Source organism: Maribacter sp. 2-571 (assembly GCF_050589625.1).
Lineage (GTDB): Bacteria > Bacteroidota > Bacteroidia > Flavobacteriales > Flavobacteriaceae > Pelagihabitans.
Genome location: NZ_JBNGOP010000022.1, coordinates 31,032 through 53,877 on the forward strand (window position 1 = coordinate 31,032; position 22,846 = coordinate 53,877).

Annotated in this window: 16 protein-coding genes; 11 read left to right on the forward strand and 5 right to left on the reverse strand. The window is 46.4% G+C overall.

What is annotated here, in order from left to right:
* Positions 1–73: 73 nt before the first annotated feature.
* Positions 74–1,453, forward strand: a complete 1,380-nt coding sequence (locus tag ACRD7P_RS15110) for a sialate O-acetylesterase (protein ID WP_430908473.1) — start codon at positions 74–76, stop codon at positions 1,451–1,453.
* 45 nt (positions 1,454–1,498) lie between these two features.
* Positions 1,499–3,622 (forward strand): thioredoxin domain-containing protein, encoded by a 2,124-nt coding sequence (locus tag ACRD7P_RS15115; RefSeq protein WP_430908474.1) that lies wholly within the window; start codon positions 1,499–1,501, stop codon positions 3,620–3,622.
* A 137-nt stretch (positions 3,623–3,759) separates the two neighbouring features.
* On the opposite strand, the gene ACRD7P_RS15120 is transcribed toward ACRD7P_RS15115, so the two are convergent.
* Entirely contained in the window at positions 3,760–4,941 is a 1,182-nt protein-coding gene (locus ACRD7P_RS15120; protein WP_430908475.1) for a glycoside hydrolase family 130 protein, read from the reverse strand.
* An 11-nt stretch (positions 4,942–4,952) separates the two neighbouring features.
* On the reverse strand, positions 4,953–6,776 hold the full coding sequence (locus ACRD7P_RS15125; protein ID WP_430908476.1) for a sodium:solute symporter family protein: 1,824 nt from the start codon (positions 6,774–6,776) through the stop codon (positions 4,953–4,955).
* Between the two features lie 179 nt (positions 6,777–6,955).
* Between ACRD7P_RS15125 and ACRD7P_RS15130 the strand changes: the two genes are divergently transcribed.
* From ACRD7P_RS15130 to ACRD7P_RS15170, 9 genes are all read left to right on the forward strand, one after another.
* A complete protein-coding gene (locus tag ACRD7P_RS15130; RefSeq protein WP_430908477.1) occupies positions 6,956–7,834 on the forward strand; it encodes a helix-turn-helix domain-containing protein in 879 nt (292 codons plus the stop codon).
* A 12-nt stretch (positions 7,835–7,846) separates the two neighbouring features.
* A complete protein-coding gene (locus ACRD7P_RS15135) occupies positions 7,847–8,698 on the forward strand; it encodes a helix-turn-helix domain-containing protein (protein WP_430908478.1) in 852 nt (283 codons plus the stop codon).
* Positions 8,699–8,804: 106 nt separating this feature from the next.
* Positions 8,805–9,560: a phytanoyl-CoA dioxygenase family protein gene (locus tag ACRD7P_RS15140; RefSeq protein WP_430908479.1), complete on the forward strand. Its 756-nt coding sequence runs from the start codon at positions 8,805–8,807 to the stop codon at positions 9,558–9,560.
* A gap of 353 nt (positions 9,561–9,913) precedes the next feature.
* Entirely contained in the window at positions 9,914–11,635 is a 1,722-nt protein-coding gene (locus ACRD7P_RS15145; RefSeq protein ID WP_430908480.1) for a GMC family oxidoreductase, read from the forward strand.
* A gap of 5 nt (positions 11,636–11,640) precedes the next feature.
* Complete coding sequence (locus tag ACRD7P_RS15150; protein WP_430908481.1) at positions 11,641–12,360, forward strand: gluconate 2-dehydrogenase subunit 3 family protein; 720 nt, start codon at positions 11,641–11,643, stop codon at positions 12,358–12,360.
* A gap of 59 nt (positions 12,361–12,419) precedes the next feature.
* A complete protein-coding gene (locus ACRD7P_RS15155; RefSeq protein WP_430908482.1) occupies positions 12,420–14,006 on the forward strand; it encodes a sugar phosphate isomerase/epimerase family protein in 1,587 nt (528 codons plus the stop codon).
* 127 nt (positions 14,007–14,133) lie between these two features.
* Positions 14,134–15,759 carry a sulfatase family protein gene (locus ACRD7P_RS15160; protein ID WP_430908483.1) on the forward strand — a complete coding sequence of 542 codons (1,626 nt, stop codon included), beginning with the start codon at positions 14,134–14,136 and terminating at the stop codon, positions 15,757–15,759.
* 216 nt (positions 15,760–15,975) lie between these two features.
* Complete coding sequence (locus tag ACRD7P_RS15165; protein WP_430908484.1) at positions 15,976–16,344, forward strand: BlaI/MecI/CopY family transcriptional regulator; 369 nt, start codon at positions 15,976–15,978, stop codon at positions 16,342–16,344.
* A complete protein-coding gene (locus ACRD7P_RS15170; RefSeq protein WP_430908485.1) occupies positions 16,344–18,023 on the forward strand; it encodes an ankyrin repeat domain-containing protein in 1,680 nt (559 codons plus the stop codon). The genes ACRD7P_RS15165 and ACRD7P_RS15170 overlap by 1 nt, the downstream gene beginning before the upstream one ends.
* A gap of 154 nt (positions 18,024–18,177) precedes the next feature.
* Here ACRD7P_RS15170 and ACRD7P_RS15175 read toward each other — a convergent pair whose 3' ends face one another.
* The 3 genes from ACRD7P_RS15175 to ACRD7P_RS15185 form a co-directional block, all read right to left on the reverse strand.
* Positions 18,178–19,224, reverse strand: coding sequence for a glycoside hydrolase family 26 protein (locus ACRD7P_RS15175; protein WP_430908486.1), 1,047 nt, complete (start codon positions 19,222–19,224; stop codon positions 18,178–18,180).
* A 113-nt stretch (positions 19,225–19,337) separates the two neighbouring features.
* The gene (locus ACRD7P_RS15180; RefSeq protein ID WP_430908487.1) at positions 19,338–21,146 is read right to left on the reverse strand and encodes an arylsulfatase; all 1,809 of its coding nucleotides are present in this window, start codon (positions 21,144–21,146) and stop codon (positions 19,338–19,340) included.
* Positions 21,147–21,220: 74 nt separating this feature from the next.
* Complete coding sequence (locus ACRD7P_RS15185; protein WP_430908488.1) at positions 21,221–22,645, reverse strand: GH1 family beta-glucosidase; 1,425 nt, start codon at positions 22,643–22,645, stop codon at positions 21,221–21,223.
* Positions 22,646–22,846: the final 201 nt, after the last annotated feature.

Sequence of the window (22,846 nt, forward strand, 5' to 3'; positions counted from 1 at the left end):
GATATTAAAAAAAAAGTGCGGTTTGCCTTTCGGTCCAAATCACTATATTTAGTCGGATATTTAAACTGTTGAAATGGGGTGTCGTCACTTTTTGTTCGTTTGTTCGCTGTTGTTCGGAATGTTTTTTGGGCATGCTAAAATTGAGTTGCCCAACATCTTTTCCGATCATATGGTGCTCCAACGAAACACTGATGTCACGCTTTGGGGTTGGGGTTCACCGAACGAGTCCATAAAGGTCTTTACGGAATGGGACGGTAAATCCTATTCGGTTTCGGCGGGAGTGGATGCCAAGTGGTCGCTACTGGTGCCAACACCCGATGCCGGTGGGCCCTACCAAGTGCGGTTCGAGGGGCAGACCAATACCATCGAACTGACCGATGTGCTTATCGGGGAAGTGTGGTTGTGTTCGGGCCAGTCCAATATGGAATGGAGTGCCAACAGCGGTATCGATAATGCGGATACCGAGATCAAAGCGGCCGATTATCCGAACATCCGTTTTTTTACGGTAATCAAGCGAACTGCCGAAGCACCACAAGAAAATGTAAGCGGGACCTGGTCCAAATGCGATCCAAAAGAAATGGCCGATTTCAGTGCGGTGGCCTATTATTTCGGAAAACGGTTGCAAGGGGCCTTGGATGTGCCCATAGGACTCATAGATGCCGCGTGGGGCGCTTCCTCGGCGGAGGTATGGACGCCACAGACCGTTTTTGAGCAACGTTCCGATCTCGCGGAATCCGCAAAAAAAATACGCCCCAATAAATGGGTCAGTGTTCAGCCTTCGAGTTTGTATAACGCTATGATCGCCCCGCTGCACCGTTTTAAGATAGCCGGCACCTTATGGTACCAAGGAGAATCGAACACCGCTAATGCGGAAAAGTATTCCGATCTTTTTACAACGATGATCCGTTCGTGGAGAACCGCCTGGAATGCCGATTTTCCGTTCTATTTTGTACAGATCGCCCCGTATACCTATGGCAGTCCCGAAGAAGGCGTACAGGTAAGGGACCAACAGCGCAGGGCCTTGTCGCTGACGAATACGGGAATGGTGCTCACCAGCGATATTTGTACGGTCGATGATATTCACCCCAAAAATAAGAAGGATGTAGGCCTGCGGTTGGCAAATATGGCGCTAAAAAAACACTATGGGGCAATTTCCGAAGAAGTAAACGGACCCTTGTTCAAGGAATTTGAGCGAAACGGCTCCAAGTTGCGCATTGTTTTCGATCATGCGGAGGGCCTCACCGCAAAAGGGAAAAAAATAGATCAATTCGAGCTTGCCGGACCCGATGGGGTATTTTATCCCGCAAAGGCAAAAATTAAAGGTGATGTGATCATCGCTTCCTCGAAAAAGGTAAGTGATCCGGTGCGGGTCCGTTTCGCTTGGAACAATACCGATATGGCACAGCTTTTCAATGGTGTGGGATTGCCCGCCTCCAGCTTTACAAGCGATTAGGCCTTTTAAAAAAAATCCGTTGAGTTGGTTTGTAGCGTTATCCTTATGACTGTATCTTTTTTTGTTTCCCGTTTATATCATGTTTCGCTTTTATTGGCGATGCTTTTGCTATTGTGCCGTTGCAAGGGCGACAAAAAATCGACCAAGGCCAATACCGTCGAACATGCCTACACCAATGCCCTGGCGAACGAAACCAGCCCGTATTTGTTACAGCATGCCCATAACCCGGTAAATTGGAAACCGTGGGGTCCCGAGGTGCTGGAAGAGGCCAAGGAGGATGGGAAACTGCTTTTGGTCAGCATCGGTTATTCTTCCTGTCACTGGTGCCATGTGATGGAGGAAGAGACTTTTGAGGATGAGGAAGTGGCGAAAATGATGAATGCCAATTTTGTGAACGTAAAGGTAGACAGGGAGGAAAGGCCCGACGTTGACCAAGTATACATGACCGCGGTACAACTAATGACGGGAAATGGTGGATGGCCGTTGAACGTTATCGTACTTCCCAATGGAAAGCCCTTGTACGGAGGTACCTACCACACCAAAAAACAATGGATCGAGGTATTGTCCAAAATCAGCGCATTGTACAAGAACGATCCCTCGGAGGCAGAGAAATATGCCAGCATGGTGGCGGCGGGCGTTGCGGAAACCAACCTTATCGTACCCAGCGAGGATTTTGAAACATTGAATACGGAAAACCTAAAAACGGCAGTGGCCCAATGGAGGGCGGAATGGGACCTTCAAAATGGGGGGGACAAAGGTTCCCAAAAGTTTATGGTCCCGACGAACCTCGATTTTTTAATGGATTATGCCACGCTGTCCGAAGACAAGACCGTCGACACCCATATAACGAACACCTTGGACGCCATCGCGAATGGCGGTGTATACGACCATTTGGGGGGCGGGCTGTATCGGTATAGTGTCGATTCGGAATGGAAAATACCGCATTTCGAGAAAATGTTATATGACAATGCCCAGGCGATAGCCCTTTACTCCAAGGCCTATGTCCGATTTCAAAATCCGGCCTATAAAGCCTTGGTGGCGGAGACCTTCGACTTTTTGGTCCGGGAAATGCGGGACGACAAGGGTGGTTTTTATGCCGCTATGGATGCGGATAGCGAGGGGGAGGAGGGGAAATTCTACGTTTGGAAAAGGGAGCGCCTACAAACGCTCTTGGGTGCCGATTTTGAGTTGTTCGCCGATTATTATTCCATTACCGAAAATGGGGAGTGGGAACATGGAAACTATGTGTTGCGAAAAAATGGGACGGATAGCGCTTTTTTGAAAAAACATGGTATTGCCGTCTCCGATTTCTCTCAAAAGAAATCGCGCTGGAAAAGCATATTAATGGCCGCTCGTAATGAAAGGACTTTCCCAAGAATCGACGATAAGATCATCACATCATGGAACGCCATGCTGATCAGTGGTCTGGTAAAGGCCCATATGGTTTTTGGCAATGCCGCCTATTTGGAGAAAGCGGAAGCGGTTTTCAAATTTCTTGAAACGACATGCTATCAAGAGGGGAACTTGGTGCATACCTACAAGGAGGGCAGTACCCGAAAAGAAGGCTTTTTAGAGGATTATGCTTTTTTGATCCGTGCGAGTTTGGACCTATATGGGGTATCCTTGAACGAACGTTATCTAAATTTTGCGGAAACCTTGACGGAAAAAGTGGCGGACCGATACGTGGACGCTTCCGGAATGTTCCGGTATACCGATAATGACGCACTTATTGCCAAAATAATAAAGACCGACGATGGTGTAATACCTTCGGCCAACAGTGTTATGGCGCACAATTTGTTTCGCCTAGGGCATTTGCGCTACCTTCCCAAAAAACAAGATCAGGCAAAAAAAATGCTTGCATCCCTGATGCCCTCGCTTATGGAACGTCCTGCAAGTTACGGGCATTGGGCAAAGTTGTTGCTTCATGAGGCATACCCATTTTTTGAAGTGGCCGTAGTGGGGCCCGATGCCAAGAAAATGACCATGGAGATGCATGCGTACCAGGTACCGAATACCATAGTGGTAGGGACCGTCAAAGACAGTGATCTGCCCCTTTTTAAAAGTCGGTTTTTTGATGATGGCACCTATGTCTTCGTCTGTAAAAACTCGGCTTGTAAACTCCCGGTAAAAACGACATCAGCGGCATTGGAGCAACTAAAGAATTTTTAATGGGCAATTTAACACCAGAAATGGTATGACAAGTTGATTCGGCTGTTGGTGTTCCATAAAAAAACTCCCTTTGACATATGGTCAAAAGGAGATGTAAAATGGTAGAACTCAAATCAAAATCCGTTTGGAGGTAGCGCTCAATAAAGCCCCTTGTTCTTTTCGATAAGCCCTAGTATGTTCTCTACCGATCCGTTGGTATGCAATTTATCTTTTGGAGTGTTTTTGCAGTAATCGATAAGGACGGGCAATGTGGAGGTTGCCACGTGCATGCGGGTATCGGAGGAGGCGTAGTAAATGAACACTTTTCCATCCTCGTCGGCGATCCAACCGTTGCTAAAAAGTACGTTGCCAACGTCACCCACCATTTCCTCGTCGATCGGGGCCATTAAATACCCCCCAGGTTGATGGATTACCCGGGTAACATCGTCAAGCGCTGTCATGAACATGTAGAGTACGTAGCGATAACCGGCAGCAGTATTACGAACCCCATGGGCAAGGTGCAACCATCCTTCTTCCGTTTTGATCGGTGATGGACCCTGTCCGTTTTTAAGTTCATAAACCGTATGATAGGCTTTCGGGTTTAGGATAACTTCGTCCTTTACTTCGGGATGTGCCATATCGCTAACGAAGCCCAAGCCGATTCCGCCACCAGATCCCGTTTCGATAAAACCGTCCTGCGGTCGGGTATAAATGGCATATTTGCCATTTACGAATTCCGGGTGAATAGTAACGTTCCGTTGTTGTTGTGAGTTCGATATCAGGTCTGGGAGACGTTCCCAATTCAGCATGTCCTTTGACCGAATGATTCCCGCATTGGCAATTGCCGCGGAGGTATCGCCATCGGGAGAGTTCGGATCTTTTCGTTCCGTACAAAAAATACCGTATACGTATCCGTCCTCGTGCAAGGTCAATCGCATGTCATAGGCGTTGACATCGGGTTCACTGGTTTGGGGAAGGCATAAAGGGGTGTCCCAAAAATGAAAATTGTCGATGCCATTATCACTTTCGGCAAAAGCGAAAAATGACTTTCGGTCCCATCCTTCTACCCGTACGGCCAATACGTATTTATCTTTCCATTTGATCGCTCCCGCATTGAAGGCCGCATTAACGCCGATACGTTCGAGGCCAAAGGGATTGGTTTCCGGATTTAGATCGTACCGCCAATGGATAGGGATGTGTCCAGCGGTGATGATCGGATGTTCATAACGTTGAAAGATACCATTGGTGTGTTGGGCAGCGGGATTGGGGCGTTGGATCAACTTTTTGTGTTCAGCTAAAATGTTGTCCTGATTTTTAATTTTTGTGGAGGTCATAGTCATGGTAAGGTATTTTATAATTGTTCATCGAGGGTGTCCCACCAGAATTTTTTAAGTAGTATGGCGCAAACGGCAAAAATGCCCAAACAGATCAGCAGCGGGGTGTATTCCCTTAGGACCAGGTAAAGCGGAATGATTACCAACAAGGTCTGTGCCGCGGTCCCTACAAAAATGTTGAACATGTCTTTTTTGAATTTTTTGTTTTCTACGAAAGTGGGGTCTTCCGCTACTACCTTATCGTGTATCGGCTTCCAAAAGCCCCATGGACGTGTTCGTTTATAAAACTCCATTAATTTTTTTTCGTCGGTCGGCCCTGCGGTATAGGTGCCTATGATACACCCTAATGTGGTAATCAAAAGCAGCAAGGGAAAGAGGTGTAGTTCCAAGGTTTCCTTGAACACTAACGGAAAGAGAACGGCAGGCACCAGTCCGGATAGCATTCCCCAGAAATAGCCTTCGCCGTTAAAACGCCACCAGTGCCATTTTAGGATGTTGGAAACGATATAGCCGCCCCATAGTGCGGATACGATCCATTGGGTAATGGAGTTGACGTCCTTTACAAAAAAACCGAGTACGATGCTCACCACCACCACAACGATACCACTGGTGTAGTTCATGGCGCTGATCTGTTTGGGACTGGCATCCTTCTTGTTGCGGAGGTAAATATCATTGACCAGATATGCCTGTGCAGCGTTAAGGGTGCCCGCAAAAGTGGACATGAACGCGGCCAATAGTCCTGCAAGCAACAGTCCCATAAGGCCTACCGGTACAAATTGACTGATGGCCGAAGGTAGGATCTGTTCAAAATCGATCGCTCCGGCGCGTTGAAGATCCAGTTGGTCATAGAACAGCAGCCCCAATACGGCAAACCCTCCGATCATCAGGTACCGTGCGGGCATTAAGGCCAAGGACACAAAACCGCTCATTTTCGCCGCTTCCTTGGGCGATTTTGTCGATAATATCTTTTGCATATCATAGTTCGGTGCGGGACCTGCGATACTGGAAAGCAACCCTTTGAACACGCAGAGCATAAAAAATATTCCAAACAGGGAGAATCCGTCCGAAGCAATCTTTTCGTTTACTTCACTGATAATGCCCGTCCAATCGATATCGAGCTGCCAACCGAAAAAGGGATCCATCCAGCCCTCTGGCAAGGTCATGCTATGCTCTCCCATGGCGCTCCAGGCGATAAAGGCAATGGCAAAAGCCGATACCGTCATAATGGTAAATTGCAATAGATCGGTCCATACAATGCCCGACATGCCTCCCAAAACGGAGTAGAAAACGGCGAAGCAGGTAAAAACCGTACCATAGAAATGCGGTACGTACTGTGGTGCAATATCAAAAGGAATATAGGCGCCGATTACTTCCCACGGCAAAAATATTTCAACGAACTTGCCCAATCCAATAAAACCGTAGGCCAAAAAACCAAGGCAACTGACGATGGCAAAAATGACCACTACGGTATGCGACCGGCGACCGCCCTTGCCCTCACCAAAACGAAAGAAAATCCATTCAGCCCCGGTGGTGACATTACTGCGCCGTAGCCAGGCCGATAGGTAGACCATTAGGAATACTTGATTGAATACGGGCCATAACCAAGGGATCCAAATACTTTTTAATCCGTATACAAAGGTTATCGTAACGAGCCACATGGTGCCCGAAATGTCGAACATTCCGGAAGCATTACTAAGGCCCAACATATACCAAGGGATGGATTTGCCCCCTAAAAGGTAGTCGTCCTTACTCCGTTGTGCCCGTTTTCTAAGTACCAACCCAATGATAACTGTAGCTGCCAGATATGCCAAAATAATTAAGATGTCTACAGTTTTAAGCATACGATTTTGTCTTATAAGAAAGATTGATATATAAAAAAGTGAAACAGAATTGTGATAAAACTCCGTATTTGGCTTCTTATGTCCTTCATTAATTGTTCAAATGTAAAATATTTGTTAATATTGTGCCGACTATATTTTGTCAAAAAAAATACAAAAAACAGCATATTTAACACGAAAAAATGGACATTCTAAAAAAAATCCATCGGGAAATTACGCCATTGTCCAATGAGGATAGTTTTTTGGTCTTTGATAGGACCAAGGACTTTTTTGATTTTCCCATCCATTTTCACCCCGAAATGGAACTCAACTTTATTTCCAATGGGGAAGGGGTACAGCGTATTGTTGGGGACAGTATAGAAGAGATTACGAATGTAGAGTTAGTATTGGTTGGACCAAGCCTGTATCACGGTTGGGAACAAAACCGTTGTGATAACAAAAACATCAGGGAAGTGACCATCCAATTTCATAACGACCTTTTTGATAACGCCTTTCTGAGACGAAGTATTATGAAACCGCTAAGAGATCTGTTCGACCGGTCGGTGCACGGCATCCTATTTTCAGAAGAGGTCGCACTGCAGTTACAGCCTCGTTTGTTCAAAGTTTCCAAATTGGACGGTATCGACTATTTTATGGAGCTATTGTCCATTTTGTTCGATTTGGCGAATTCCAGGAACCAGCGTTTGTTGTCCACTTCCACCATACATCTGGAAAATTTTGAGAATAGCGAGAAAATTAAGACACTATATGATTTTGTTCAGGAGAACTATGCCTCCAAGATCACTTTAGGGCAAGTTTCGGAATTATTGAACATGAGTAATGTGTCGTTTAATCGTTTCATCAAAAAAAGGACGGGTAAAACTTTTGTCGAATATTTGAACGATGTACGTATCGGTTATGCCTCTCGTTGGCTGATCGAGAAAGACCTCAGTATCTCGGAAATCGCCTTTATGTGCGGTTTTAACAGCATTGCAAATTTTAACCGGGTATTCCGAAAAAGCAAGGGAAGAACCCCCACCCGGTATCGTGAAGATTTTTCGGGCATTCAAAGGGTATTATAAATGCTTTTGCCCATGGAACGCGTCGGAACCCTTTTTGAACTTGAACATTTTTTGGAGGGTTCCGATCGGTTTCATTTTTCCAAGAACCGCTTATCGGCCGAAACGGACCTGGCGTACCACAGGCATGACTACTTTGAACTTTTTTGGGTCTCCGAGGGGAAGGGGCACCACCTTTTGAACGGAAAAACCTATCGGTTGGCAAAGGGGGACCTCCTGTTCATGAGGCCTGGGGATTCGCATACCTTTTCTTTTGATGCGCCATCGGATTTTGTGTTGATCTACAACCTTGCTTTTTTTCCAAAGGATGTCTCCTGCTTTCAGGAACGTTACCTTCAAAACAAGGAGGAGTATTTTTGGACGACCGAAGCGCGGCCGCAGCAACTTAAGGCCGACGAAGTCCAATTAAAAACGCTTTCAAATCGTGCCGATGAGTTGTTGGGAGCTCCCCGATCACTGTTCTATTTGGATAACTTGTTGTTGTATCTGTTCGACCTTATGGTGTTTTCGAATAGCCCCGACAACCTGGCCCCATTTTGGTTAAAGCAGGCAATCGGTGCATTTAACGCCGAACCGACGGGAAAAGCATATCAAGAGGGGGTAGCTGCATTTTTAGCGTTGTGCGGTCGTTCGAATGCACATGTCAACCGGTCATTGGGTGCTTTTTATGGGCAGAACGTTACGAATTTTGTGAACGGACTACGGCTTCGAAGGGCAAAGCAAGCGCTGACGGCAACGAACAAAGGGATCAAAGAGATCGCTTTTGACCTCGGGTTTAACGACGTCAACTATTTTCACAAACTGTTCAAGGCGGCCAATGGGTTGAGCCCCAATGCTTACCGTAACAAAAAGACCATCGTTTTCTGACCAATACGCGTACAGTACTATAAATGTGCGATGCACGCCAGAAAGTCTCCATTTTTGGCTGAAAATACCCCCTTATCTTTGTACCCGCAATCGTAAACAACAACACATGGCTACTACAACACAAAAGGGACTATCGGAAAAGGAACGACAATTTTATCGGGACCAGGGATACCTATTAACGGAACGGCCCTTGTTCGGAAACTCCGAATTTGAACGATTGCATGCTATTTTTGAAGAACACCTGTCCAATAAAGGGGCGTTGGGCGCAGATGAATTGGATGTTCCCCATTTTAAGGATGCCCGCCTGTTCGATTTTTTAATGGCCGATTCCGTATTGGAGGTAGTAGGTTCGCTCATCGGACCCAATATTGGGCTTTGGAGCAGTCATTTTATCTGTAAGGAGCCTATGGTCGGTAAGCGTACCCCATGGCATGAGGACAGTGCTTATTGGGAAGGACGTTTTGATAGTTTTGACAAGGTGGTTACGGTATGGCTGGCAATCGACCCTTCCTTTAAGGAAAACGGTTGTATGGGAGTAGTGCCCGGAACCCATAAAAATGGATTTTCGGAGTACAAGGAAATCGATGGTAGTACCGCTACCTTCGATACCGAGATCAAAATGACTGTAAACGATGCCGATGTGGTATGGTTCGAACTGGAACAAGGGCATTATTCCCTGCATGACTCTCGGATCATACACGGTGCCAATGCCAACAAAAGTTCCCATAGAAGAACCGGCTACACGATGCGTTATTTTAGCACCGACCTCATTTTAAATAGGGAACACCCCGGTAATAAAACCCATAAAATATACCACTGCTGCGGGGAAAACAAGGGCAACAACCCGTTGATTTACCTATAACTTACAGCGACTTTTTTTAAAAAAAAATCCAAACAGCGCCGTTGCCGTTGCAATTAAAGTGACAGGTAGCCGCAAAATCGAAATGGACCGACCTCGCTATTCCCTAAATTGTCGGAAACGATGTTATCCCTTTTTGAAAAAGGCGTAAAAGAATTCCCAAATCTTTAAGACCGACCCATGCTTATGAAGGCAAAATTGTGGTCTTTTTTCACTTTTTTTTTGTAAAATCCCCCAAGGCCGATTTTTAATCGGCCTTTTTTTATTTATTGGGTTCCGATATGATAAAATTGTACATTCCTTTTCCGTTAAAAGCAGTAACTTATTGCCATTAAAAACCAGTGTAAAAACAGATTATGCAGATAAAAGAATCTTCCGAAGTATTCGACGTGATTATCGTAGGTTCGGGTGCGGGCGGTGGAATGGCCACAAAACAGTTGGCGGACGCAGGCTTGAAGGTTGCGGTGGTGGAAGCGGGACCCTTTTTCGATCCGGCGGACCCTAAGACCATGACGCAGCTGAAATGGTCATATGAATCGCCTAGGCGCGGTGCGAATACCGATCGCGTGTTCGGGGAATGGGACATGGCCTATGGCGGATGGGAAGTAGAAGGGGAGCCTTATACCCAAGAAGAAGGCACCGATTTTTGGTGGTACCGTTCCCGAATGTTGGGAGGCCGTACGAACCACTGGGGACGCATTTCCCTTCGTTTCGGACCAAAGGATTTTAAAGGGAAGACCAGGGATGGCCATGGTGACGATTGGCCGATCGGTTACGACGATATCAAACCCTATTATGATAAGGTGGATAAGCTCATTGGTGTTTTCGGAACCAATGAAGGTTTGGAGAACGATCCCGATGGCTTTTTCTTGCCACCGCCAAAACCACGGTTACACGAACTGTTTTATATCGAAGGGGCAAAAAAGTCCGGTATTCCCGTAATTCCGGGTAGAATGTCCATGTTGACCAAAAAAATCAACGAGGACCGGGGCGTTTGTTTTTATTGCGGACAGTGCAGCAGGTCTTGTCAGGTATACGCGGATTTCTCTTCGGGGAGCTGTCTTATATTCCCGGCCCAAAAAAGCGGGGGACAGGTCAAACTCTTTGTCAATTCCATGGTCCGTGAAGTGCTCACCAACGAGGAAGGCAAGGCTACAGGAGTCTCTTATATCAGCAAGGACGATCGAAAAGAATATAAATTAAAGGGTAAAGTCGTTGTTTTGGCGGCATCCGCCTGTAGTTCGGCGCGAATTTTGCTCAATTCAAAAAGCAAACAACATCCCAACGGTTTAGGAAACAGTAGCAACCTGGTGGGGAAATACCTGCATGATTCTACCGGATCGAGCGCCATGGGATTTATTCCGGCATTGATGAACCGCGATGTGTCCTATAACGAAGATGGGGTCGGTGGACTGCACGTATATTCTCCTTGGTGGGGCGATAACAGTAAGTTGGACTTCCCCAGGGGGTACCATATTGAAATGTGGGGAGGAATGGGCATGCCCAGTTATGGTTTCTCATGGAACCCCAGTGAGTTCAATAAGTTCTTTGGACTGAAAGTAGGTGGTTACGGGGAATCGATACGTACCGATGTGAAAAAGTACTATGGGTCGGTCATCGGACTGGCCGGTAGGGGAGAGGGTATCGCCAGAAAAGAAAACTATTGCGAAATCGACCCGACCACTGTTGACGAGTTTGGTATTCCCGTATTAAAATTCAATTACCAATGGTCCGATTTTGAGGTCAAGCAGGCGAAACATATGCAAGACACTTTTGAAGAGGTAATTCATAATATGGGCGGGCACCCACTGGGCGAAAAACCCGGTAAAGAGGAAAGCTATGGTCTTGAGGCACCGGGAAAGATCATTCACGAAGTGGGAACCACCCGTATGGGCGACGACCCCAAAACATCGGTGACCAACAAATTCAACCAACTGCACGATGTGGATAACGTTTTTATCGTTGATGCCGGACCATTCGTATCCCAGGCCGATAAAAACTGTACCTGGACCATTATGGCGCTGTCCTGGAGGGCATCGGATTATATTATCGAGCAGTTGAAACAACAAAACATCTAACGACAATGGATAGAAGAAAAAGTATACAGACCCTTATTCTTGGTGCAGGTGCCGCTGGCTTGGCCATGCACGGCTGTAAAACCGAAGGGGAAAATGTCCCGACCGAAGAAAAGATCACCGAAGGTGCGGAAAAGTATTTCGGGCGTACCCCAAAGGAGTTGGAGCGAATTGAAAAGCTAAATGCCGAACAACTCTTCAACGCACACGAAATGGAGACCATTGCGGTACTGAGTACGATCATTCTGCCACCAAAGGAACCCCATGGAGGGCCAATAGAGGCAGGTGTTCCGGAATTCGTAGAATTTATGGGCAAAGATCTTCCCGTTATGCAGACTACCCTTTTGGGAGGGCTTATGTGGCTCGATCATAAAACCAATACGGACTTTGGTACCGAATTTAAGAGCGCTACCATCGAACAACAAAAATCTATTTTGGATACCATTGCCTATCACGATGTGGAAGTTCCCTTAGAGGAACAGGCCCTGGAAATCCAGTTTTTTCATTTGATGCGGGGGCTTACGGTATCAGGATACTACAGTTCAAAAGTGGGTATTGCCGACCTCGGCTATAAAGGCAACCAGCCCAATGTTTGGGACGGGGTACCGCAGGAAGTTTTGGACAAGCACGGTATTGCCTATGACCCGGAATGGGTGGCAAAATGTATAGACCACAGCAAACGGGGCGTTATTGCGGAATGGGACGATGAAGGGAATTTGCTTACCTGAACGAAACAAGGCCGACACCATACATTTTAAAATAAACAATACACGAAATTAACGATAACATGAAAAAATTCTTATTCATCCCGCTAACGCTACTTTTTACCCTCGTAGCAAATGCGCAGGAAATCGGGTTGCAATTGTATAGTCTAAGGAACCAATTTAAGACCGATGTTCCGGGAACCCTAAAGATGGTCAGCGATTGGGGCATTACCAAAATTGAGGCAAAAGACACCTATGGAATGTCCGAAGCCGATTTTAAGGCCTTGTTGGCGCAAAACGAACTCGATATGGTCAGCATGGGCGCCGATTTTGACGCCTTGAAGGAGCATCCTGAAAAAGTAATGGAAAGAGCAAAACGTTTTGGAGTGAAATATGTCATGTGCGCATGGGTGCCGCATGAAGAAAACAAGTGGGCCTTTGCCGAAACCAAGGAAGCCACCGAAGTGTTCAACAGGGCCGGGAAATTGATGCAGGAAAATGGGATTACTTTTGTATACCACCCGCACGGTTATGAATTCAGTGCTTGGGAAGACGGCACCTTGTTCGATTATATGGCGCAGCATGCGACCCACTTCACCTTTGAGCTTGATGTTTTTTGGGCACAGCACGGAGGTGCCGATCCATTGGCGCTCATGAAAAAATACCCTTCAAAATTTACCCTGATGCACTTAAAGGATATGGAAAAAGGAGTTGAGGGTAACCATTCCGGTCATGAAGATGTTGAGACCAATGTGGTTTTGGGACAAGGGCAGATCGATATCGCCGGAACGGTAGCAGAGGCCAAAAAATTGGGTATCGAATACCTCTTTATCGAAGACGAATCGTCTCGCGTGGTAGAACAGGTGCCGCAGAGTTTGGCGTATTTGAAAACGCTGAACGAAACCAAAATAGGGATACAGCTATACAGCTTGCGCAACGAATTCCCCAAGGACGTACCAGGTACCTTTGCCAAAATCAAGGAATGGGGTATCCATTATCTGGAAGATGGTAATGACGGCACTTATGGGTATCCGATGGAGGAGTACAAGGCCATGATCGCCGAAAACGATTTGAAGATGGTCAGCGTAAGTGCGCCCTTTGAGGAGTTAAAGGATAGTCCCGAGACCGTATTGGCAAGGGCAAAGAATTATGGTTCCAAATACGTGGTCTGTTTTTGGATTCCACATAATGGTACCGATTTTACCTTGGAGGATACCGAAAAGGCCATAAAAGTGTTCAATACCGCCGGAGCATTTTTGGCAAAGGAAGGAGTCCAGTTGATGTACCACCCCCATGGCTATGAGTTTAGGCCGTATGAAGGGGCTACCCTAATGGACCACATGGTAAAACAGTCCGAACATTTCGACTTTGAAATGGATGTATATTGGTTTGCACTTCCCGGTGAAGATCCCGTGGCGTGGCTCCAACGGTACCCGAACGAATTTAAGCTGATGCACCTTAAAGACTGCGAAAAGGGTGTCGGTGTCAGCCATACCGGAGAGTCCGATGTTGAAAATAATGTGGTCTTAGGTTCCGGTCAAGTAAATATTTCAGGGGTCGTAGCGGAAGCTAAAAAATTGGGACTGGAGTATTTGTTCATAGAGGATGAATCGTCTCGCGTGGTCGATCAAGTCCCTAAAAGTGTGGAGTACTTAAAAAACTTGGAATAGCGGTCCGTAACCTGCCATAATTTTAAAAGTGTTGTCTTCGAAAAGAGGCAACGCTTCTAATTTTTTATAGTAGCGACCCGTTAATAATACCATTATAACGTTAAAATGGTATACTAAAAAGTTGGTAATGAGGAATATAGTTTTAGCATTGGTAGGGATTACTTTCTTTATGGGCTGTTCCGAAGAGAACAAAGAAACGTCCCCTATCGAAAAAACGGTTTTGCCCAACATTGTTTGGTTGGTGGCCGAGGACCAGTCTCCGGAATGGTTTCCCATGTATGGCGATACGACCATTGCGCTGCCAAATTTGCAAATGCTGGCCAATGATGGGGTTACCTACGAAAATGCCTATTCCCCTGCACCGGTATGCGCCCCGGCCCGGAGCGCCATTATAACGGGAATGTACCCGACTACTTTAGGTACCCATAACATGCGCGCCCATGCCTCATGGCGAGGGGTAAACAACGAACCGACCATAGGTATTCCAAGCTATTCCCCGGTAGTACCTGAAGGTGCCAGAATGTTTACCGAATATTTGCGCGCAAAAGGCTATTACTGTGCAAATGGACCCAAAGAAGACTACAACTTTGAAAAAACCGATGCCGCTTGGGACGAAAGCAGTGACCAACGACATTGGAGAAAACGAAAGGACGGCCAACCCTTTTTTACGGTCTTCAATTTTAAGGTGTGCCATGAATCCCAGATATGGAAAAGAGGTAAGGACAGCTTGTTCGTAAACCCAAAAGATGTTCCCGTTCCTCCATATTTTCCCGACAATGATACCATTCGTCACGACCTGGCCGTTAATTACAGTAACCTAAAGCGGTTGGACGACCAAATCGGTGAGGTATTGGCGCAATTAAAGGAGGACGGATTATACGAAAATAGCATCATTTTCTTTTATGGTGATCATGGGGGACCTTTCCCAAGACATAAAAGGGCATTGTACGAAACCGGAACGAAGGTGCCGATGGTCATAAAATTTGCTGCCAACATGGACGCCGGTAGCAGGGACGATCGCTTTCTTAGCTTTATAGACCTGGCACCGACAGTGCTTTCCCTAGCGGGTATCGAGCCGCCAAAAGTAATGCAGGGAAAGGCGCAGTTCGGAACTTTCGAAGCAGTAAAAAAACCACGGTATACCTTTCATGCCTCCGACCGTTTTGATGCCGTTTATGATCGGTTGCGGGCGGTAAGGGGAGCACGTTATAAGTACATTAAAAGTTTTAATGCCGATTTGCCCCATGCGCTTCCGGTGACCTACAGGGAGCAAATGCCCACCATGCGTAATTTGAGGGCATTGCACGCAAGTGGCGATCTGAATGACGAACAGGCCGCTTGGCTGAACAGTCCAAAGCCGGAAGAGGAGTTGTACGATCTGAAAAAGGACCCGTACGAACTACACAATTTGGCAGCGGTACCAGCGCTGGCGGACACCTTACTGTTCTATCGAAAACTATTGTCCGATTGGATGACAAAAACTAACGATTTGGGCGGTTTTCCGGAAAAAGAACTCCTTGCCAAATGGCTCCCTAAGGGAGTGCAGCCTGCATTGCCACCCTTGGAAATGGAAGAGAAAGGGGATAGCATTGTACTCCTTTCCAAAAAAAGCGATGCTACCATTGTTTGGAAACGACCCCAAGATTCCATTTGGTCGGTATACAGTACACCCTTGCCCAATAAGGTATCTTTTGAGGCAAAAGCGGAACGCATCGGATTTATCGATAGTGACACCTTACGGTATCGGCAATAACCTTACCCTTTGCGTTAACGGAACAAAGAAAGTGATTTAGTGAAACAGTTGCTGCTGTCTTGACCATTTGCGGAACCAAATCCCAATTGCAAATTAAAATGGTATAATTAATGACGCCCATATATCAGAGCCGTTGGAGAAAAATAAAATAATTCTACTAAAAAGTTAGTAGTAGTACTAAAAAATTAGTAGTTTTATTCCAAAGCAATTGTTCGAATGCAGAAATTGACGAAAAGGGAAGACCAGATCATGCAGGTTATATGGCAGTCCGAAGAGGGGATGTTCATACGGGATATTTTGGGGCATTTGCCCGATCCAAAACCCCATTACAATACCATAGCCACTATAGTAAAGATTCTGGTGAAGAAGGCATTTTTAACTTCTGAAAAATTAGGGAATAGCGACCGTTATGGGGCTTTGGTCAGTTTGGAGCGTTATCGCAAAACCGATATTCTGGATATCAAGAAAAAGTACTTTAACAATTCCCTTCCAAAAATGATGGCGCACTTCGCTAAAGAGGAGCAACTTTCGGAAGCGGAGATTGCGGAATTGATAAGGATCATCAAATCAAAAAAAAGCGGGTAATGGTGTTGTATGTTATCAAAGCGGCTTTCGGCATGGCCATTATTTTGGGGTTCTACCGGCTTTTGTTAAAAGAAGAACGTTTTTTTAGCAGTAACAGGGCGTATCTTTTGGGAGGCCTACTCTTTACTTTCTGCTTGCCTTTTATGGTGTTACCGACATTGTTTTCCGATCAAGGCATACTGAGCGTTGCACTGTCGGAAGTAGGAGCGGCCGAGCCTTATGTAATTCAAGGTGATATTGGTGATGGGCCAAAATCGGAAGCTGTCGGTGCTGCCTTGGCAACCATACCAATACCCGAAGCAACCGCTACGGGTACTAAATTCCAAAGACCGCTATTTTGGATAGGGCTCGTTTATCTTTTTGGCATGGGACTGTTGTGCATTAAATTTTGTTATCAATTGTGGTGCGTTTTCAAGAGTATCGGCGATGGCGCTGATAAGTTTCACGATGGACGGTACGTCATTATCAATAACGAAATGCCCAGTGGTCCCTGTTCTTTTTTCCATTACATTTTTATAGATGCCGAAAAATATGACGATGTAGCCTATGCATACATTTTGGCCCATGAAAAGGTACATGCCCGCGTCTACCATTCCTTCGACCTGTTAATGGCGGAGGTTGTTTGTATGCTGCTTTGGTTCAGCCCCTTTACATGGATGTTCCGAAAGGATATCGAAAAAAACATTGAATTTCAGACCGACCATTTCATGCTTCGCACCGAATTGGTAGATCCGGAAGACTACCAAATGAATTTGCTTAGGACCGCTACGGGTCAAAAATCCTTATCCATCGTATCCAATTATAATAAATCATTAATCAAAAAACGAATCATCATGATGAACACAAAACAATCGAAACGCACAAACTATTTTAAGTATGCATTGATCGCACCCATGCTATGCTTTACCATTTTATTTATGAACCGACCATCGATGTTATATGCCCAAGAAAGTACGGGGCCAAGCGAATATTATGATGGGGATACGGGGGAACAAACCCCGTTGATGCGTGCCGCTGCGGATGGGGAGTTGCAAACGGTACGCCGTTTAATTTCGGAAGGGGCAGATGCCAATCAAATGATACGGGGCGAAGGAACCGCACTATACTTGGCCTTACAGCATTCCCATGTCGGTATTGCCAATGTGCTTCTAGCGCATGGTGCGGACCCGAACCTTGGAAATCGGATGGACGGTTTTCCGTTGTTGGTCGCCATTGCCAGTGGCGATGAGGATATGGTAAGGCGGATGATCGAAAAAGGAGCCGATGTGAACAAGTTGTTGCCGGGGGACGGGAGTGCACTGATCGTAGCATCAAAATTGGGATACCTGGGAATTGTAAAAATGCTGGTAAAGGAAGGTGCCGATCTCGATATGGGAGTCAAGGGAGACGGAAACCCACTGATCATGGCGTCTAAAAATGGAAAGCTGCATGTGGTGAAATACCTTATAGGGGAAGGCGCCGATGTAAATGCAGCGGTCAAGGACGACGAAACTCCACTCATTAACGCCAGTGAACAGGGACATCTTGCTGTCGTACGTTATTTGGTCGAACGGGGCGCCGATGTAAACCTATCTTCTACGGATAGCTCGGGCCGTTACCGTTCGCCATTAAAGATGGCCCGGTTGAAAGGACATACGGAAATCAGTACCTTTTTAAAAAGTAAGGGAGCCGAAGAATAATCCGTTTCAAATCGACTTGACCAGACCGAAAAAACGCTCTTTCGATATCGAAAAGAGCGTTTTTTCATCGTATTAAGGCGTTTTTTAGAAAAGATACAGCGGGTATATAAGTGCTATTGTACCGCATATGTTGTAACAGCGATCAATTTCATTGCTACCTTTTCAAATCGTTTAAAAAAAGCACTTCCTCAAGTCTGGAAAACCGTATAAAATCGTCACAAGAGGTATGGCCGGGAAAAGGGGCGTAGTGGTGTCTTTCGCTATCGTTGCGCCAAACCAACGCATAGCATATTCCGCTATCTTTCAATAGCGGGTGCAGTACCTTGGTAAACCAATTGGCGGTATTCACTTTTTCCAATCCGGTTTCCGTAAGCGCATAGGGTTTGTTTTTTGCTTTGGCCACGGTTTGTAGTGTCCTTAGATCTTTTTTTAAATGTCTTTTGAACAAGCCGGTGGTAAGGTGTTGGTATACATCTATCCCTAACATATCTACGTAAGCGTCCCCGGGGTAATAAGTCAGGTAGTCCTTTTTTCGGAACAGGAGGTTGGGCGAATAGCAATACAGCAGGTTATGTACTTTGAATTCCCGTACCAAAAGCCTGTGCGTTTCTCGCCAAAGACGTTGGTATTCCTGCGCGTTACAATGGCCCTTTCCCCACCAGAACCATCCGCCGTTCATTTCATGATAGGGCCGGAAGATTACAGGAATACGTTTGCCCTTTTTATCTTTCAAACTCCTAAAAAAATGTGCCAGGTTTTTGGTCCACTCATAAAGTGTATCGTATCGATCGCCTTCGGGAAGTAAGCTCGGTACGGCTTTGGTAATGTCCCATGCATTGCCATTGGACACTGGGTTGTCCGGATGCCAGCTCAAGGTAACGACACCGCCTTTTTTGTAGGCCTTGCGAATGAGCTTGCGCATGATGTCGAAATTGACCGAATCGATGCTGTTCGGTAGGGCCTTTTCCAAATTTCCCAATTCAAAACCGAATACCGCTGGGTACTTACCGCATACCAGGGCCACATCGCTTTTCATTTTTTTGCCGTTGTTTTTCCAAGTGATGCCATAAGAAAGGGCATCTTGGTGCCCGAAGGCATAGCCTTTTTTTGGAATTTCGGAAAGGCGTCGCAACAGTTCGGCCGTACGCCGAGTCATTTTTTTGCGTATTGTGGTGGTGGCGATTTTTTTAGCATCTGTCATATCGCTGAAGGTACAAATGAAATTCGATCAATGAACTGAAAAGCGACCGAACCCCGTTATCGGTCGTTCGGGACAGGCCGGTAATCCTTCGGGTTTCTCCTGTTTGCTGTCAATTAGTTCCTAAGAGGGAGCGCCATTTTTTTAAATTGTAACAAGCGCAGGTCGATCGCCTCCTTACCATCAAAGGCCAGTGCTTTTAGCGTTAAAAGATGCCTTCCTTTTCTCAGGGGGATCACGCCCATGTTATGCGGCTTGAATTCCTTTATATAGGACTCCTTTCTGGGAACACGATCATGTTCCATTCCGGTGATGGGAGCGTCAAAATTTTCCCTTAAACGGGTGACCAATTTGCTCTCGCCGTGGCTCAACATAAGCCCAACCCCGTTGTTGTCGGCCTTTGAGGTATAGAGCAGTTCTACTTCAAAATTACCATCTTCCAATACTTCCACATCCCAGGTGATGGAATCGTTTTGGCTTTTCCAATTGGTGAAAAACGTATTGTTCGGGTATTGGTTGCTTCTTTTTATGTTTCCGTGTGGAATGCCGTCCCTCGCAGGCATTTGGGTGTATATGGCCCCAGGATGCCCCAAGGTAAAGGGCCGATCATCGGTTTCCCGGGTAAGTGGGGCCGTTGCCATAAGCCAATCGGCTTTCGCCTGCTTTAGGGAATCCCTTAGTTTTTGGTTTTGTAGACCGATGTCAGTAGTTTGGCCGGGATCGTTTTTCATATCATAGAGACGGTCTTCATGGTCCAAACGATAGCCTTGGGTACGTACGCTGGTATGGCCGTTCCAATGGTTGTAGATCAAGCGATCCTCCCAAGGGGTGTCCTTATCTCCTTTTAAGATCGGCGAAAGGTCTTTTCCATCGATTGATAAATTTGTCGGGCGCGTTACATCGGACAAATTGAGCAAGGTCGGTAGAAGATCCACGGCACTAGCGATGTGTGCAACTTTTTTACCGGCCGGCAGCACATTTTTCCATTGTATGAACAAGGGACTTCGAACGCCGCCGTCGTCGGTACTTCCTTTTTTGCCGCGCATTCCCCCGTTATAACGCCATCCGTTGGGTCCATTGTCCGATAGGTAAATGACGATGGTCTGCTCCTCGAGGTCGAGCTCCTTTAATTTGGCACTGACCCGCCCTACATTATCATCTATATTTTCTACCATGGCCAATGCCGCTTTGGTAAATGGGATGTCCTCGGTTTCCGTTCCATGGTATTTTTGTTCCAATTCCCGATCTTTAAAACGGTCCCAGTAACTGTCGGGGACCTGCATGGGGCTATGCGGGGTATTGTAGGGCAGATAGAGCAAAAAGGGACCATTTTTGTTTTCCTCCATAAATTCGAGTCCCCTTGTGGTCAGGTCGTCGGTCAGGTATCCCTTCCCACGGACCAATTTTCCGTTATATTCCAGCATAGGGTCAAAATAATTTCCCCAATGGCCGGAGGTAAACCCATAGTAGGTATCGAAGCCCTGGGAGTTGGGGTGATAGGGCGGTTGCATGCCGTTGTGCCATTTACCAAAAGCACCGGTCGCATACCCCTGTTCCCTTAGCAATTCCGCTAAGGTGAGCTCTTCCGGATTCATTCGTTCCCCTCCCTCCGATACCCAATGTACGCCGGTTCTGGGGTAGTACTTTCCCGTGAGCAGTTCGGCGCGGGTAGGGGAGCATACGGGCTGTACAAAAAAATGGTCGAAAGAAACCCCGTTTTGGGCAAGCGCGTCGATGTTGGGTGTTTTTAAATTGGTATTGCCGTGTAAGCTCAGATCTCCCCAACCCTGGTCATCGGCCAAAATGATTACGATGTTGGGCAGTCTTTCCAGAAAAGGTTCCGTGCCAGTTTTTCTGCTATCGGTCTTGCAGGCGCTGGCGGCCCACAATAGACATAAAATTGCAATGGAAACTCTGATATTCATTTGTTCTAGTGTTTTATGATGAGGTGATGGGTTAAAGTCGCACTGCAACCCCGACTACCTTTGTTCAGCAACATTTATAAGTGTTCTTTATCGTCCGCGGCCCGAAATCCGTTGTTCTGGGTAACCTCTCGATACCAGATCGCCGAATTTTTTGGGGTGCGCTCCAATGTTTCATAGTCAACATAATGCATACCGAATCGTTTGGAATACCCCAATGCCCATTCAAAGTTATCCATAAAGGACCATACGAAATAAGCCCTTAGGTCTACTCCGTTGGCAATGGCCTCATGGCAGGCGGTCAAATATCCTTCTAAAAATTCCTGTCGTAAGGGATCGCGTATTTCGCCGTCTTCTATTCGATCGTCAAGTGCACAACCGTTCTCGGTGATATAAATGGGCGGGTTTCCATAACGATTTCGAATCCATTCCAATAGCTTTCGGCATCCCCAGGGGACGATGCCCCAATTCATACTGGTCATTTTCCATTTCGGGTCGGCGGTCAACTGCACGTACTGGTCCTCAAAAATACCTCCGTTTCCATATACCTCGTTTTGCACCTCACCATTTGGGTCTACATCGGAGGCGTAAAGGGTAGTATAGTGGTTGAGCCCGAAAAAATCGGAGGAGTCCTTTAGCAGGGCCTTATCCTCTTTGGAAAAGCGGGGCAAACGGTCCCCGACACGATCTTTCATGGTCTGCGGGTAATCCCCCAAATATATCGGGTCGGCAAACCACCCCAGAAAAAATTCCAAGGAGCGTTCGGCGGCGTCCTTATCGGCCCGTGATGTGGTCAGCGGTTCCCGCCAATCGCAATTGTTGGTAATCCCGATCGTTCCTCCTTGCGTTTTCTGAAATTTTTGACGATAGCATTGTACGGCCTTTGCATGGGCCCTTAAAAGCTGGTGTGCCACCAAGTAGGGCTCGTTTTTAGATGTTCTTCCGGGGGCGAACACCCCTTCCCCATATCCTAAAATCGCCACCACCCAAGGTTCGTTCAAGGTAATCCAATGCGTTACACGGTCCCCAAAATGTTCAAAACAGATGCTGGCATATCGGGCGAAAAAATCAGCGATTTCCGGATTGAGCCATCCGTCTTTTTCCGTTTGGAGCGCCAGCGGAAGATCCCAATGGTAAAGTGTCGCCCAAGGGGTTATTCCATTGGCGATAAGTTCATCGATCAGGTTGTTGTAAAAAGCGATTCCCTTTGCATTGATTTCGCCCCGACCATCGGGTTGGATCCGGCTCCAAGAAATTGAAAACCGATAGGCCTTTACGCCCATGTCGGCCATGAGGGCAACATCTTCCCTATACCGATGATAGTGGTCACAACCAACATCGGCATGTTCATTGTTATGGGTTCTGCCAGGGGTATGGGCATGGGCGTCCCATATGCTCCAGGCACGACCATCGGTGGTAGCGGCTCCTTCTATTTGATAGCTTGAGGTAGCGGAGCCCCAGATAAAATTCGAAGGAAATGTCAATAGCTGTTTTTCAATCATAAGGCGCAATTGATTACCGTAAGATACGGATATAAAAATCTTTAAAATTTTAGAAAACCGCAACGCGGATACTGACAAATTCGAATACCAATTTGAAAGGATACGGATTTTTACGACGGAAAAATATTCCTATCTTACCTGCGCAACGGAATACTACCAATGGCTCATTTTAATGGGCAATTGGTGTAATACCATTTTAAA

Bases quoted from the DNA above. Each gene is read 5' to 3' on its own strand.
- ACRD7P_RS15135 (WP_430908478.1), top strand. From the start codon at position 7,847: ATGGAACGCGTCGGAACCCTTTTTGAACTTGAACATTTTTTGGAGGGT.
- ACRD7P_RS15145 (WP_430908480.1), top strand. From the start codon at position 9,914: ATGCAGATAAAAGAATCTTCCGAAGTATTCGACGTGATTATCGTAGGT.
- ACRD7P_RS15185 (WP_430908488.1), bottom strand. From the start codon at position 22,645: ATGATTGAAAAACAGCTATTGACATTTCCTTCGAATTTTATCTGGGGC.
- ACRD7P_RS15125 (WP_430908476.1), bottom strand. From the start codon at position 6,776: ATGCTTAAAACTGTAGACATCTTAATTATTTTGGCATATCTGGCAGCT.
- ACRD7P_RS15160 (WP_430908483.1), top strand. From the start codon at position 14,134: ATGAGGAATATAGTTTTAGCATTGGTAGGGATTACTTTCTTTATGGGC.
- ACRD7P_RS15120 (WP_430908475.1), bottom strand. From the start codon at position 4,941: ATGACTATGACCTCCACAAAAATTAAAAATCAGGACAACATTTTAGCT.
- ACRD7P_RS15170 (WP_430908485.1), top strand. From the start codon at position 16,344: ATGGTGTTGTATGTTATCAAAGCGGCTTTCGGCATGGCCATTATTTTG.
- ACRD7P_RS15165 (WP_430908484.1), top strand. From the start codon at position 15,976: ATGCAGAAATTGACGAAAAGGGAAGACCAGATCATGCAGGTTATATGG.
- ACRD7P_RS15155 (WP_430908482.1), top strand. From the start codon at position 12,420: ATGAAAAAATTCTTATTCATCCCGCTAACGCTACTTTTTACCCTCGTA.
- ACRD7P_RS15175 (WP_430908486.1), bottom strand. From the start codon at position 19,224: ATGACAGATGCTAAAAAAATCGCCACCACCACAATACGCAAAAAAATG.
- ACRD7P_RS15130 (WP_430908477.1), top strand. From the start codon at position 6,956: ATGGACATTCTAAAAAAAATCCATCGGGAAATTACGCCATTGTCCAAT.
- ACRD7P_RS15140 (WP_430908479.1), top strand. From the start codon at position 8,805: ATGGCTACTACAACACAAAAGGGACTATCGGAAAAGGAACGACAATTT.
- ACRD7P_RS15110 (WP_430908473.1), top strand. From the start codon at position 74: ATGGGGTGTCGTCACTTTTTGTTCGTTTGTTCGCTGTTGTTCGGAATG.
- ACRD7P_RS15180 (WP_430908487.1), bottom strand. From the start codon at position 21,146: ATGAATATCAGAGTTTCCATTGCAATTTTATGTCTATTGTGGGCCGCC.
- ACRD7P_RS15115 (WP_430908474.1), top strand. From the start codon at position 1,499: ATGACTGTATCTTTTTTTGTTTCCCGTTTATATCATGTTTCGCTTTTA.
- ACRD7P_RS15150 (WP_430908481.1), top strand. From the start codon at position 11,641: ATGGATAGAAGAAAAAGTATACAGACCCTTATTCTTGGTGCAGGTGCC.